The organism is Leptospira semungkisensis, from assembly GCF_004770055.1.
GTDB lineage: Bacteria > Spirochaetota > Leptospiria > Leptospirales > Leptospiraceae > Leptospira_B > Leptospira_B semungkisensis.
The window spans coordinates 274,383-288,713 of the sequence record NZ_RQEP01000010.1; the positions used below are offsets into that span (position 1 = coordinate 274,383).

Below are 14,331 nucleotides of genomic sequence, written 5' to 3' on the forward strand. Positions count from 1 at the left end.
CGGGTCCGCTCTGTATGAGTTCTTCCCAGTTGACCGGTGTATTTGGAGGAAGTTTCGATCCTCCTCATTTGGGGCATTTGGGAATTGCGGAAAGTTTTTGGAAAAATTTTCCGAATGCAGAAGAGCTTGTGATTATCCCGAATTATTCCTCTCCTTGGAAACTAGGAAAGAAAGCTTCTCCTGAAGACGTTCTCTCTTTAGTAAGAGCTCAATTTTCTCATCTTGCAAAGACAAGAATCTGGGAATGGGAACTTCAACAAGAAAAATCGAATTATACAGAAGAGACCTTGGCGGAACTTCTGCAAGAGAAGCCAAACTCTAAACTCGCTCTTTTGATCGGTGAGGACAATTATTCTGGATTTCACAAATGGAGAAATTGGGAAAAGATACTAGATCAAATCTCCCTTCTACTTGTATTCCGTAGATTTTCAGTTTCCATTCCTCCCAACCAAGAGTTGAAAGAATTCCATGATAAGATCTTGTTCTTAGACAATCCGATCGTCGAGGCTGCTTCTGTCGAATTAAGATCTCATCTAAACGAATCCATTCATAAGAAAGAAAAACCAGATGTACTCTCCCAAGAAGTCTGGGATCTCATTCTAGAAAAAGAATGTTATATAACGGAATGATCAGATGATCCCTGAAACAGTACAAGCTCAGATCCATTTTTTTTGGGAGATCGTTCCGAAGGAAATCACTCACACACGTTGGGAACATAGCATTCGTGTGGCTGAGATCGCAAAAGAGCTAGCTCTCATTCACGCACCCGATCTTTCTGAAGAAGCCTACTTGTCCGGGATCGTTCATGATATTACAAAACAAAAGACCAAAGATTTCCATTTAGATTTATTCGAAAAGGTAGGAGACTCCGAATCCCCAAATTTACCGGAAGCAGCTTGGCATTCTCGTTCGGGAGCTCATTTTCTCCAAACAGAGTTCGGCCTCAAAAGAGAATCCGTTTTGGGAGCGGTACGTCATCATACTTTAGGTGGAAATGATCTGAGTCTCCTTGAGTGTATTCTATATGCTTCCGATTTCTTGGGTTCTGATTTTGCGGAAAGACAGCCTGATTATTCGGATTGGAGAAGAGAGGCCAAAGAAAATCTTTACTCTGCAGTTTTGAATAAGGCCAAACATACCCTGCAAGATCTTTTGGATCATAAGAGAGACATTCACCCTCGAACGATAGCCATGTATCATTTTGCCCTCGGAAAATTATCCAATTGACAGACTTGTTTTTATGTTCTGAATGGGATTCGAGGCTTTGACTTGGGTCCTTCTAAACCGACTAGACCGTTTCAACTTTTTCCCCTTTGGATCGCATCAGGCGTTCTATTAATTGTCTTAGTTTTCTTTCTATTTCGCAATATCAGAAGGACTGGCCTGGATGAAAAGGTCAGCTCCGGCAAACCGATCCATATATTAGTTCATGCAGTTGGGAATGATGATACCTATGAGTTCGGAGTTCTCGCGACCTTGTTCCCTTCTCAAGAGAGAGCGGGTCTGTTCTTTTTGCATCCGATCACTACTTTTGAGGATCCGGAGGATAGCCTAGAGCAAATCAAGTCCAAGGCGACTTCTGCAGTAAAGGATGCAGTCCAAGATATTTTAGGGGCCAAACCTCATTATACGGTAAAGATAAACGCTTCTTCCTTCGCCCGTATCGTCGATCTGTTGGGCGGAGTAAATCTTTATACGGATAACCGGACCAATCGTAATTCTCCTTCGTATGTGCGTTCTCCAGGAATCTATTCTTATTCTGGGGAAGATGCCTATGATTATATTTCCTTTATGGACAAGAAGGAAACCTTAGACTATTTAGATCGGATCAGCAGACAAGAAAGCGCTGTACTTTCTCTCTATGAAACCTTGTATGAAAACAAGGATCTTTTGAATTCATTCTGGTCCGAGTTTGTTTTCAATCTACTCGATTCCGATTTTACCAAAGAGGATTTTTATACACTTCTTAAGTATCTGACTTCTCACAGACTAACTTTCGGAATTACGGAACTTCCTGGCGAGCCTGCATTGGATCCTAAAACAAGACGCTTGTATTTAAAGGCAGATCTTGCGAGATCTTCTATTGCATTACGAAAATTTCATAAAGATGTATCTTCTGAGATTTTTGCGGACGGAGAATTTGCGAGGACAGAAGTGTTGAATGGAACTGAAGTTGCCGGACTCGCAAAAGACGTCAGAAGCATACTTGCAGACAAGAGAATCAAGGTACTCTCCGTTGATAACGCTTGGACCAAGGATATCGAAAAGACAATCATCCTGGACCGTTCCGGCAATACTGCAGTCTCCGACAAGATTGCTTCCATTCTTGAGAAAACCAAAGTCTATCACGTATTGAGAAAGGATTTAGGCTTAGACGCAACAGTGCTTTTAGGCTCTGATATAGAACCAAAAAAATAATATATGACCCCTGCTCCAAAACATCCACCACAAGCTACATTAGAGATATTGAAAACCGTTCATAAGATCATGACGGATAAGAAATGCGAAGAGATCACCATACTGAACCTGGAAGCGGTTCATTCTTACTTAAGCTTTTTCTTAATTTGCACTGTAAACTCTGCAGTGCAGGCAAACGCAGTCGCAAGAGAGATCAAGAAGGCATTAAAAGGTTTTAAACTCCCTCACAAGGAAACGGATAAAACCGGAACCTCTACTTCTTCCGGTTGGACCTTGCTCGATTACGGAGAGTTCATCATCCATATCATGACTCCGGAAAAGAGAGAATACTACAATCTAGATCGTCTCTGGAGAGATGCTGAAAGAATAGAACTGGATTAGAATCCTAAACCAGTTTTTCTCTTAACTGCGCCCAGTCACTTACAGGCAGATCGCATTCGAATCCTTGGCATAGGTAGGCCTTGACGGATCCTCCGGAGGTTCTGTTCTTTAATAAAAGGAATTGATCTCCGTTCTCTTGCGCTTCCTTATCCGTAACCCAAGCGAGTACTGTTTCAGGTAAGAATACGGAACCTACTCCCTTCCAAATTGGAAGCAGATCTTGCTGACTAGAATACGTTACGACCAATTCTCTTCCTGGAGATTTTCTGAGCCAGTATGCCGAAAGCATGTATGGATAATTCATTGGATAAGATTCCAATTCCGATTTAAAATAAGCGAATATAGAATCCGCGTATTTAAAATATCTCTCCGAATCTATTCCTAGTTTGCCCAAGATCACAAATGCAGTTGCAAAAGAACTATTGGAAGAAGGTTCCACTCCGTCATATCCGTCCACTGTCCTTCTAAGCAATACCTCTGAGTCGGAACCTGAATCGAAGAATGCTCCCGAAGGAGAGATGAACAATCGGATCGCTTCTTCTAAATATCTGATTGCGTTCTTCAGATAATGAAATCCCTTACCCGATTGGAAAAGGGAAATAGAAGCAAGTACAAACTCCGCATAATCAGTGCTATACGCAAGAAAGCGAGCCTCCCCTTCTCTAAATCTTCTGAGCAAACGTCCATCTTCTCTGATCAGATTCCCTTCTAAGAATTTGTATGTTTCCTCCGCATCGCGTAAAAGATCTCCGTCACCGAAAGCCAATGCAGCCTTAGAAAGCGCCTTTATGTACAAACAATTCCAAGAGAATAATACCTTATCGTCTCTAAGAGGACGGATCCTTTCCGATCTCTTTTCTAAAAGTTTTTTGCGATTTCGGATAATGATCTCTTCTAACTCGCTCGGTTCCAAACCATGAAGTCTGGAGAAATTCATGCGGAAGGTTTCATGGAGAATATTCTTTTCTTCGAAATTGCCTTCTTCCGTTATATTCCAGAATTGCTCTAAGAGAGAAGAATCAGCACCACAAACTTCTCTGAACTCATGCTTATCCCAAAGATAAAAGAGTCCCTCTTCTCCTTCTGAGTCGGCGTCTTCGGCACTCGCAATCCCTCCTCCCGGAAGTCTCATATCCCTGCGTATGTATTCGATCACATCGTAAGCGGCTTCCTTATACTTCTCTTCTCCAGTGGCTTGAAAGCATTCTACCAAGGCCTCTAAGAATAAGGAGTTGTCGTAGAGCATCTTCTCGAAATGTGGAACCAACCAATGATGATCCGTAGAGTATCTGCAAAGACCCCCTCCTATTTGGTCGTAAATCCCTCCCTTCTTCATCGCGGTCAGAGTCTCTTCTACCATTTCGAGAGCCTTTGGCTCCCCAGTTGATTTATAATATCTTAATAGAAATAGAAGCCCCATGCTAGGGGGAAATTTATTTACCGAATTGGATTTAAAGCCTGCGTATTCATGATCATAAAAACGATCGTATAATAGATATCCGTTCTCGAAACAGGAAGAAGAAGGAAAATGCATCTCTTCTGATCTTTCTGAAGCTTTGGTTTCTCCCGATTCTCTTAGATATTTGGCCAATTCTTCGGAAGCCTCGACTAACTCTCCCTTCTTCTCTTTCCAAAGACCGCTCAATATCCCCAATACTTCTTTAAAGCTCTTTCTTCCGTATTTCGCTTCCGGTGGAAAATACGTGCCTCCGGTAATAGGCTTTCCCTCCGGGGTAAGGAACATATTCAAGGGCCATCCGCCTTGCTGTCCCATGGCGTGCAACGCGTCCATATAGATGCGATCCACGTCCGGTCTTTCTTCCCGATCCACCTTAATCGAAACGTAATCTTGATTTAAGACCTGCGCCGTTGTTTCGTCCTCAAACGATTCTCTCTCCATCACATGGCACCAATGGCAAGTGGCATAACCTATGGATAGAAAGATCATTTTATTCTCCGATTTAGCCTTGGAGAATGCTTCCTCAGACCATGGAAACCAGTCGACCGGGTTCGATGCATGTTGGAGTAAATACGGACTTTTTTCAGACGCAAGTCGGTTCAATTTCTTGTCGGGAGTTTTCATCTATTTCCGTTGTGTTAGACTTTGAGATTCGATTTTTCGATTTGGCAAATTCTTCTGAAACAAAAACCATGCCACGTAGGAAGATCGCTACGCATGCCCAGGCTTTCAGTTATTCCTTTGTTAAGGAAATTCTATCTACGGCTCTTGCTAGTCGGAGCCTTTAGCATGCCTTCCGTTTCTTTCGCGCAGGATTTTGAAAGCTCTCTTCAAAACCAACCGAGGATCGTAAAACTCACCTTGAGAGAAGCGGTCAATTTCGTTCTAGATAACAATATCACAGTCAAGAACGCGAAAATGGATTTCGTGAAAGCGGACACTGCCGAGTTAAAAAATCTATCTCAATATGCATGGACGCTGGTCGGCTCTTTTTCGAAAACAAAAACAACATTACCGAGTAACAATAATAACGTATTAAGCGGTCAAAAAATTTCCAACGACCGTATTGCTATGGGATTCCAAAAGCAATTCCAGACCCAGACCTTCTTCAGTATGGAATTGAGCCATACACGTTTCGACTCGAACGCATTCGAGACTGCTGCAGCTGCAGCACGATTGGGAGCAGTTGGTCCTCTACTCGCGGCTCCTCCTCAATATACAGACGCATTGACTGTGACCCTTGCCCAGGAATTCTTAAAGTATTCCTTTGGAGCAACTGAGAAGGACAGACAGAAGGTCCTGAAGCAAAATGCAGTCATTCGTAGAGATGAGTTAGTAGATATCCTTTCCCAACTCGTAGTAAAGACCCTGGTGGATTATTGGACCCTAAGCGTTTACGACTCTCAAGTGGCTACATTTGAGAAGCTCGAAAAGAACACTAGAAATATTAGGGATCTTACGATCCGTAAGAGAAACCTGGGACTCTCCGAATCTTTCGAAGTAAACCAGTGGACCAGTGCTCTTACCCAAACTGAAAACAGTTTAGAAAGAGCGAGACTTGCTAGATCGGAATCAGAACGAAATCTGATCCGAATACTGAACGTGGATCCAAGCTCTAAAGTAGCTGGGATCACTGATCTGCACGAAAAAGTGCCTACGGATATAAATCCGGAAAGAGACTATAAGTACGCTCTGGATCATAGAATCGATCTAAGGAACCTGGCTCGTCAAAGAGAGATTGCAGAAGTTGAACTTAGGATCAAACAGGCGGAGGATATGCCTTCCCTCAGAGTTACTGGAAGTTACTCTACAAGAGGACAGACCTTCCTCAATCCGATGCAGAACTACGTGAATCCTGAAACAGGAATGATGTCTTTTCGTTATCCTGAAAAGACCTTAGGAATCGCTCTTTCTTATCCGCTATTTGATATCGGGATCAAAACAGATATCAGAGATGCGAAATTAAAGATGGATACTCTTATCAAGCAAGAAGTCGATCTCAAGGCTCAGATCAAGGAAGAGCTAGAGAACAGATATAATTCCATTGTTGCAGGTGCAGAACTATTAGAAACAGCTAATAGACGAAGAGACGAGGCTGAGAAATTCTACCAAGGCGTTCAATTGAGATTCAGCCAGGGTCGATTCACAGCTGTAGTAGTGAAATCTGCTTTGGACGGACTGATCCAAGCGGAACTACAAGTAGCGCAGGCAAGAATTAACTTTAATATAGATATCGTCCGTTATGATCTAGCAAGAAACTATATCTTCGAAAAATTCGGAGTGAATATCAAGCAAATCGTGGACGAGCTTTCCAAAACGGATTTAGAATCCGTTGTTTCCCAACCCGGAAAATAATTACATTAAGCTTTTGGAATAGAAGGAATTTCCCACTGGATGGGTTCTCCTTCTAATGCTTTCAAGAATTCGATTAGGTCTTTCTTGTCTTGATCGGAAAGCTCTGCCGGCTTCAATAAAGGATCGCGGAGACCTTTGGCATGCCCGCCTTCTGCAAAATGATTCACAGTATCCTCAAGTGAACCGAAGGCTCCATTGTGCATGAAAAGTTTCTTTTTACTAACATCTCTTAATGTAGGAGTTCTGACCTTATCCTTAATCCCAGGAAGCCCGGTCGCATGCAGTTCAGAATCGGAGAAGTTCGGGCCATGGTGACATTGAACGCATTTAGCCTTGTTCTGAAAAATATTCCAACCGCGGATCTGTGCGGGAGTCAATGCAGTCTCTTCTCCCATAACGAATCGATCAAAACTGGAATTTTTGCTTACGATCGTTCTTTGGAATGTGGAAAGAGAAAGTACGATCCTGTCCAAGGTTATTTCAGGAGTTCCGAATGCGCGATTGAAAAGCTCCCTATAACCTTGGATGGAGGAAAGCCTTTGCACTGTCTTAGCTTCATCTCTCAATACGAGAGAAGAATGTACCTTTTCCTTAACGATATCTTCTAACTCGATCGCTTCTGGATCCTTGAACACGTCCTTGTACAAGGCAACGTTTGTCAAAGAAGGAGCCGAGTTATGGATCTTATTTCTTGGAAATCCTTCGGAAGGTGACGCGGAATTATGGCAGCTTGCGCAACTCACATCTTCCTTATAAGAAAGACGAGGATCAAAATATAAAATCTTTCCCAATTCTACCTTGTCTTCGTTGAAAGGGTTATTGCTGGGATGAATCACATTCTTAACTACGAATTTTTCAAGATCCGGATTCGGACGTTTGTCCTTGCATCCGGAAAGAGGGAAGAAGGCCAGAATCGAAACAAGAATGAAAAAGAAACGATTCATAATTCACTACCCAGGATGAGCCAAACGAGCGCCCTGTCAATCTCCTAATCAAAGAACGGCCATTTCGTCCCGAGTCTCTTCTTGAATAAAGTCGGAATAAGTGTCACAAGTTATTTCATAAAGACGTCTTCCTTGCAGAACCGGAGGAATTCCATGGCAAAGAAGAATATTCTAATCTTAGGCGGAGGCTACGCAGGAATTATCGCAGCAAACCGTTTGGCCCGGAAGAAGAAGGATCTGCAAATCACTCTCCTTACCGCAAATCCGAATTTTGTAGAGAAGATCAGAAACCATCAGATTATCGCAGGGAACCTGAACAAGATTCACTCGATCCGAAGCTTATTGCATAAGAAGGTAAATCTAGTATTAGCAAAGGCAACTCGGATAGAGCCTGAAAAGAATCGAGTCATCTTAGAGAACGGAGAAACTCTGAACTATGATTTTCTAGGCTATACTCCTGGAATGAGAAACGCGGACCTAGGTACTTCGAAAGAGAACTATTACTCGATCGTAAATCCGGAGGACTGCGCTACTTTGAAAAAGAATATAGAGCAATCCTCATCTCCAAGGATCACAGTATTAGGTGCAGGGCTCACTGGAATAGAGACCGCAACAGAATTGGCAGAAACCTATCCGAATGCACGGATTACTCTCTTAGATTCAGGATCTGTAGGAAAATCCTTTTCCTCTATCGGAGGAGAATACATTAAAAAAGTATTAAGTGAGTTGAAGATTGCCTTGGTTGAAGGCAGCAAAGCAGAGGTTCTGGAAGCGGATCATATTCGAACAGCGAACGGAAGTATGTATTTTCACGATTATTGCGTAACTTCTGTAGGATTCATCGCTTCTAACCTGGGAGCAGAATCCGGCTTGGATCATCTTCCGAACGGACAGGTGATTTTGGATGAATATATGCAAGTTCCCGAATATTCCAATATCTTAGGCGCTGGGGACGCAGTAAAGCCGAGAGGAGAACAGTATTCTCATCTCAGAATGGCCTGTGCCACCGCACTCCCGATGGGAATATACATGGCAGAAAGGATCGCAGGAATTCTGGGATTGAAAACTTCTCTCGGAAATTCTCCGTTTGCTATGGCCTATGTTGTTCGTTGCGTAAGTCTCGGAAGGGATAAAGGGATTGTGCAAGCTGTTTCCCAATATGATCATCCTGTAGAAAAAATTTGGACCGGAAAGATTGCCGCTTTTGTCAAAGAAACGATTTGTAAAATCACGGTATTCTCCTGCAAAATGGAGAAATATTTCGACTTCTATCCGTATCCAAAATTGAAGCAAAGCGCAGAGAATAAAGAACAAGAGCTCTTCGCAGTAAACGCAAAATGACGAACCAAGAAAAGTTAAACCAGTTCATCGAGCATAAGGGACTCGTCTTCGGGATCGCCTACAGAATGACTGGGAGCGTTACAGATGCGGAAGATATAGTCCAGGAAAGCTTCCTTCGCTGGGAAAAGACAAGGGAGACGAATATTAAATCTCCTAAAGCATTTCTCTCTACGATCGCCGCGAGGCTTTCCTTGGATTCTCTTCGAAAAGCAAAGAGAAAAAGGGAGACTTATATCGGTCCCTGGTTGCCGGAGCCAATGGCTCCGGCCTCTCCGGAGGAGGAACCTGATTCCCAGACTTTGGACCTTGCCTTCTTGCATATATTAGAAAAATTGAATCCAATAGAAAGAGCCGTTTTTCTTCTTAGAGAAACATTCGAAATGGAATACGATTCTATCTCCAAGGTGGTCGATAAATCCACGGAGAATTGCCGACAGATCCTAAAAAGAGCAAAGGAAGCATTAAAGACCAGCCGCAGAAGATACGAGGCAAATCCTGAAACTAGAAAGAAGATCTTTAGGGATTTCCTACTTGCAGCATCCAAAGGAAAACCGGAGCTACTTGTTCCCTTCTTAAAAGAAGAGATAGTGATCTGGTCAGATGGCGGAGGAAAAGTGAACGCTGCCAGAATCCCAATTTACGGACAAGAGAAAGTTTCTCATTTCCTGAATCGTGTTCGAGCAAATCCACTTCGCCATCAATTGGATTTCTATTTTACGTTCGTAAACGAAGCCGAAGCATTGATCGGTTACTCAGGAGATGAACCTGCGTATTTTCAGAACTTTCTCATAGAAGAAGAAGGTATCTGGAAGATCATGACTGTATTGAATCCGGATAAACTTACTGTTTTTAAGAATAAGCAAGAGCTCTTAGACAAAGGATTAATTTTTCCTTTGGAAAACTTTCTTCTGTTTCCGAATTCCTATCGAAAGGGAGTCCCGAAATGGCTGAACCCTGTAGTTAAGCTAGTCAAGTGGGCTGTTTCCAAATAAATCCTATTAACATAGGATAATCGCTTTCCTCTGTATAAGCAAGCTTGGTCTCTTGACTGTTTATGATTTTCAGTCCAGACTCTGATGCATGAAGAAACATCTTTTTCTTACTAATGTATTAGTAAGTTTCATGATATTCCATTGCATGGGAGCACAGAACATGGAAACAACTGTCGAGAACCAATCAACCACTGAGAAGAAGCCCACTGGATTCTTCTCATCTAAATTAGGCAAGATCGCTTATTGGGTAGAAGGAAAAGGAAAGCCAATCATACTACTTCACTCAGCAGGGCATGATCACCAAGACTTTGAATCGATACTTCCTGGGCTTTCGGCTAAGTACAAAGTGATCTCAATCGATTGGCCTGGACATGGAATGTCTCCCAATCCGGAGCCTGCGTCTTCTGCATCCGCAGTTGAATACGCAAAGATCATTCCTGATCTAGTAAACGAACTCGCACCCGAAGGAGCAATCCTAATAGGAAACTCTATCGGAGGATTTGCTTCTCTACAGTTAGCGCTTCGAAAACCTGAATTAGTAAAAGGACTGATCCTTGTAGATTCTGGAGGAATGAACGAACCAACTTGGGTGACTAGAAACTTCTCCGCACTCAAAGGCAAAGTTTGGTTCACGAGTCTTGTTTGGAATTTCTTTCCGAATCAATACCTCAAGGTAAAGAATCGATACACTCAATCCATTCTATCAAGAATAAAAGAAAGAGAAAATATAGAAGGTGCTAAGGAAGTCAATGCAGCGATATGGAAAAGCTTCTTAGACGAAAGACATGATCTAAGAGAAAAGGTAACTCAAATCAAGGCCCCTACTCTGATCGTCTGGGGAGAATTCGATCCAGTCATCGAGTCTAAGATCGCGACCGAATTGCATGAGAAGATCAAAGGATCTCAGATAGCCTTACTAAAAACCGGACACGTTCCCTTTGCGGAAGATCCTAACGCGTTTTTGAAAGTAGCACTTCCCTTCTTGCAAACCGTTTATTAAAAGGAATAGCTCTCGCCTTTTTCGAATACGCAAGGCAATATGATTTGCAAAATTTCCTCCCTGGCCGTCTCTATAGGTCGTGGGGGAAAACAAACTCAAAGAAGGCGAGCCTGAAGGGGAAATGATCTACGAGACCGTAAATTCGGTTTCTCCAATACCTAAGGAGATTTGGTCCAAGGCTGGAAGCTTGTACTCGATTCGCCATTTAGAATACGGAGATTACTTCGTAAAACAAGGAGCGAACGCGACAGAGTTTGCTTTCGTATTCTCCGGAGTATTAAGAGAATACTATCTCACCAACCAAGGAAACGAGTATATCAAGAGCTTTAATTTTCCTGGCGAATTCACAGGCTCTTATTTTGATCTTCTTTCTAACCAACCTTCCACCTGCACGATCCGAGCGATCACAGATTGCAAACTCGCAGTGGCAAAGTTTTCAGAATTCAGAAAACTGTTCTCCCAAGACATTGCCTGGGAAAGATTGGGTCGAAGATTCGCAGAACTTCTCTTCTTAAAAAAAGCAAAGAGAGAATACGAACTCTTGGCCCTGGATGCAGAAGGAAGATATGAGTCCTTATTGCAAAGCTATCCGAATATTGAAGAGCTGGTGCCACAGTATCATATTGCAGCTTATCTGGGAATCACTCCTGTTTCTCTGAGTCGGATCAAGTCCAAGAGAAAGAGCGAAAAATAGTTCCTACATAGAATTTTACAGAGGGGCGGCCCCCGCCCAATTGAGCGACTCATAGGGAGCGAGATTCCAGGAGGGTGACTGAGTGAAACGAAGTCAAACGAGAATGGGAACGAAATTGCATACGTAGATAACAACGTAGTCTAGGTTTACAATTGCGGCCCCCGCCCTAGTTTGGGTGGTGGAGGTGGGCCCGTGGGAGAACCCTTGTCCTATATCATAAAATCTTTATTCCTTCAACCGAAATTTCCAACAGTTCCCACAGCGTAGGAACTCTTTCGGATCCTTGTAGGAACCACCCATAAATAAAAAAAGCGCCGGAAAAACCGGCGTTTTCTAAAGGATCTCTTATATTCAGAAATCCGAATATTGAATTCTTTCGAACTCTTATTTTGCGGAAGCAGCCTCACGAATTACGTAAGCAGCAATCTCGTTCTTTTGGATTTGAGTCGTTCCTTCGAAGATACAAAGGATTTTCGCGTCTCTCATCAGTTTTTCAACAGGATATTCTTTAGTGTATCCGTATCCACCGTAGATCTGAACTGCATCGGTAGCTGCTTTCATTGCAGTTTCAGAGCAGTAAGCTTTAGCGATTGCAGAATACTTAGGTAAACGAGGATCTTCAGCGTCTGACATACGAGCGGAAAGATAGCAGATCTGACGTGCAGTCTCTACTCCGATAGACATGTCAGCAAGCATGTGCTGAACTGCTTGGAAGCTGGAGATCTTGGATCCGAACTGCTCTCTTTGACGAGCATATTTAGAAGCGTGATCTAAAGCAGCTTGAGCAACACCTACTCCCATCGCAGCAACGTATGGACGAGATGCGTTCAGAGTTTGAAGAGCGTAGATAAATCCGAGGTTTTCTTTTCCGATCATGTTTACTTCTTCTACTGCGCAATCTTCGAAGATGATCTGACGAGTGTCGGATGCACGAATTCCTAGTTTGTCTTCTTTTTTACCAACGATCAAACCTGGAGTGTCGCGTTTTACGTAGAAGCAGGAAACTCCACGAGTTCCACGGCCTTTATCGGTATAAGCGAAAACGGTATACGCTCCTGCGCTACCACCACCGGTGATCCATTGTTTCGTTCCGTTGATGACCCATTTGTCGCCTTTTTTAACTGCGGTAGTGCTCATTCCCGGAACGTCGGAACCTGCTCCAGGCTCGGAAAGACAGAAGGAAACTCCGTACTCTCCGTCGATTACAGGTTGAAGCCATTTCTTCTTTTGTTCGTGGCTTGCACCTTTCATGATAGGAAGAATTCCCAAACCGGTGTATCCAAAGCAAAGGCTGATTCCGAGGCATCCTCTAGAAAGCTCTTCAGTTACAAGGCACTGCTCTATAGATCCAAGTCCCCATCCACCGTATTCTTCGGGGATAGTGAGCCCATTGACCCCTAGCTCGGTTCTCATTCTATTAATAAGTTCTTCTGGATGTTTGTTTTCTTCGTCCCAGTGGATAGCAACTTCATGGGTGATTTCTTTCTTAACGAAAGCACGAATCGTGTCCCTAATCTCGATTTGCTGCTCAGTCAGTTCCTGATACATTTTTGCCCTTCTTGCGAGAGTTTCTAGTCCTAATTTTTCGCCGGGGTCGATTCAAGCAAGAAAAACATAGCTGAGTAAGCGTTCATTTTATCTCTAATGGGACAGAATTTCGGGAATTCTCTGTATTTTAACGAGTTTTGGCGATCTATAGACTTATAAAAAACAGAACGTTCGTTCTGTTTTGATAAAAAGCCTAGTCTGCGCTTTCGAAGGTAAGTTTTTGGATCTCTGATTTGCGAAGTGTCTTTCTTTCTATAATGCGGACAGGAACTCTTAGTTCTAACTTCTGTAATCTGGATTTTAGAATGAATTGTAGCTCATTTGTTTTTGTTTCTATCTCCACCTCATGCTCATTTTGAGTGGTAAATCTACCTTCTACCACTGTTCCATCTTTTAGAATCGCACGATCCACAACCTTGCCTTGAGCATCTGGAGTCGAAGACTCTACAATAATGCTTTCAGAATCAAAACCGAGGATCTTACACAATAAGGTCTCCCCCGAATTCATTTGAATTGTTACATTCCCGGACATGGCCACTCGGTATAATTTCTGCTCAATGCTTTCCTTTTGGTCATTCCAATGGTTTGCGTAGAGACCCTCTTCGCAGAACTCCACTATATATGTGCGTTTGGTGATCGTGAAAAGCCATCCAAGTAAAATTGTGATCGTATAGTCATACCATCTAGCTGTCTCGGTAACTCGTATTGTTTGGCCGGAAGGTGGATCCGGAAGAGAAGAATTTAACGCAGGGATCAATCCGAAGAAGGCAGGAGACTTCCAAGCAGGAACTAATCCTCCTAAGAAAGCCCAATACGGTTGCACTGAATGTATCTTGCACGAAGAAGATTCTGCAGCAAGAATCACCCTGTTTTCAGGATTCGGGCTAATTCGCTTATCAATGGTACAATAGCTTAGAAAGGCTATAAGGATTATGATAGATAAGTGATTCGCTCTTACTACTCTGCCAACCAAAGTCATATCCTACCTTATAGAGGTGCCTATCGTCAAACGTACATCATTCGACTGCATAAAATTTTTCTATTATATGGGTTTAACAAGCAAAATCCAATATACTTAGCTATAAACCTATCGATTTAAGTGTAAGTTAGGCATCTATTGATTAGTTAATTTCTTGCACTTTCTTACTTTTATTGGTATGAAAGAAGCATATCGGATCCAATAATCCAGGATCTGAAGA

General features: G+C 42.7%; 13 protein-coding genes. 9 read left to right on the forward strand and 4 right to left on the reverse strand.

Annotated features, from left to right (window positions below):
- Positions 1 to 14 precede the first annotated feature (14 nt).
- The 4 genes from EHO59_RS08855 to rsfS are packed head-to-tail and all read left to right on the forward strand — an operon-like array spanning position 15 to position 2,799.
- Complete coding sequence (locus EHO59_RS08855; RefSeq protein WP_135587031.1) at positions 15 to 629, forward strand: nicotinate-nicotinamide nucleotide adenylyltransferase; 615 nt, start codon at positions 15 to 17, stop codon at positions 627 to 629.
- Between the two features lie 4 nt (positions 630 to 633).
- A complete protein-coding gene (yqeK, locus tag EHO59_RS08860; protein ID WP_135587033.1) occupies positions 634 to 1,227 on the forward strand; it encodes a bis(5'-nucleosyl)-tetraphosphatase (symmetrical) YqeK in 594 nt (197 codons plus the stop codon).
- Positions 1,228 to 1,269: 42 nt separating this feature from the next.
- On the forward strand, positions 1,270 to 2,418 hold the full coding sequence (locus EHO59_RS08865; RefSeq protein ID WP_135587035.1) for an LCP family protein: 1,149 nt from the start codon (positions 1,270 to 1,272) through the stop codon (positions 2,416 to 2,418).
- A 3-nt stretch (positions 2,419 to 2,421) separates the two neighbouring features.
- On the forward strand, positions 2,422 to 2,799 hold the full coding sequence (rsfS, locus tag EHO59_RS08870; RefSeq protein WP_135587037.1) for a ribosome silencing factor: 378 nt from the start codon (positions 2,422 to 2,424) through the stop codon (positions 2,797 to 2,799).
- A gap of 4 nt (positions 2,800 to 2,803) precedes the next feature.
- Here the strand turns inward: rsfS and EHO59_RS08875 are convergent, their stop codons facing one another.
- A complete protein-coding gene (locus tag EHO59_RS08875; RefSeq protein WP_135587039.1) occupies positions 2,804 to 4,882 on the reverse strand; it encodes a thioredoxin domain-containing protein in 2,079 nt (692 codons plus the stop codon).
- Positions 4,883 to 4,975: 93 nt separating this feature from the next.
- On the opposite strand from EHO59_RS08875, the gene EHO59_RS08880 reads away from it, so the two are divergent.
- Positions 4,976 to 6,613, forward strand: coding sequence for a TolC family protein (locus EHO59_RS08880; protein ID WP_135587041.1), 1,638 nt, complete (start codon positions 4,976 to 4,978; stop codon positions 6,611 to 6,613).
- 5 nt (positions 6,614 to 6,618) lie between these two features.
- Here the strand turns inward: EHO59_RS08880 and EHO59_RS08885 are convergent, their stop codons facing one another.
- Entirely contained in the window at positions 6,619 to 7,557 is a 939-nt protein-coding gene (locus tag EHO59_RS08885) for a cytochrome-c peroxidase (protein ID WP_135587043.1), read from the reverse strand.
- Between the two features lie 153 nt (positions 7,558 to 7,710).
- On the opposite strand from EHO59_RS08885, the gene EHO59_RS08890 reads away from it, so the two are divergent.
- The 4 genes from EHO59_RS08890 (at position 7,711) to EHO59_RS08905 (ending at position 11,584) form a co-directional block, all read left to right on the forward strand.
- The gene (locus EHO59_RS08890; RefSeq protein ID WP_135587045.1) at positions 7,711 to 8,898 is read left to right on the forward strand and encodes an NAD(P)/FAD-dependent oxidoreductase; all 1,188 of its coding nucleotides are present in this window, start codon (positions 7,711 to 7,713) and stop codon (positions 8,896 to 8,898) included.
- Positions 8,895 to 9,890: a sigma-70 family RNA polymerase sigma factor gene (locus tag EHO59_RS08895; protein WP_135587047.1), complete on the forward strand. Its 996-nt coding sequence runs from the start codon at positions 8,895 to 8,897 to the stop codon at positions 9,888 to 9,890. Before EHO59_RS08890 ends, EHO59_RS08895 begins: the two co-directional genes overlap by 4 nt.
- A 160-nt stretch (positions 9,891 to 10,050) precedes the next feature.
- The gene (locus tag EHO59_RS08900; protein WP_135587049.1) at positions 10,051 to 10,890 is read left to right on the forward strand and encodes an alpha/beta fold hydrolase; all 840 of its coding nucleotides are present in this window, start codon (positions 10,051 to 10,053) and stop codon (positions 10,888 to 10,890) included.
- A 121-nt stretch (positions 10,891 to 11,011) separates the two neighbouring features.
- Complete coding sequence (locus EHO59_RS08905) at positions 11,012 to 11,584, forward strand: Crp/Fnr family transcriptional regulator (RefSeq protein ID WP_135587051.1); 573 nt, start codon at positions 11,012 to 11,014, stop codon at positions 11,582 to 11,584.
- Between the two features lie 384 nt (positions 11,585 to 11,968).
- Here EHO59_RS08905 and EHO59_RS08910 read toward each other — a convergent pair whose 3' ends face one another.
- Complete coding sequence (locus tag EHO59_RS08910; protein WP_135587053.1) at positions 11,969 to 13,132, reverse strand: acyl-CoA dehydrogenase family protein; 1,164 nt, start codon at positions 13,130 to 13,132, stop codon at positions 11,969 to 11,971.
- A gap of 193 nt (positions 13,133 to 13,325) precedes the next feature.
- The gene (locus EHO59_RS08915; RefSeq protein WP_425460221.1) at positions 13,326 to 14,111 is read right to left on the reverse strand and encodes an LIC_13076 family protein; all 786 of its coding nucleotides are present in this window, start codon (positions 14,109 to 14,111) and stop codon (positions 13,326 to 13,328) included.
- Between the last annotated feature and the right edge of the window lie 220 nt (positions 14,112 to 14,331).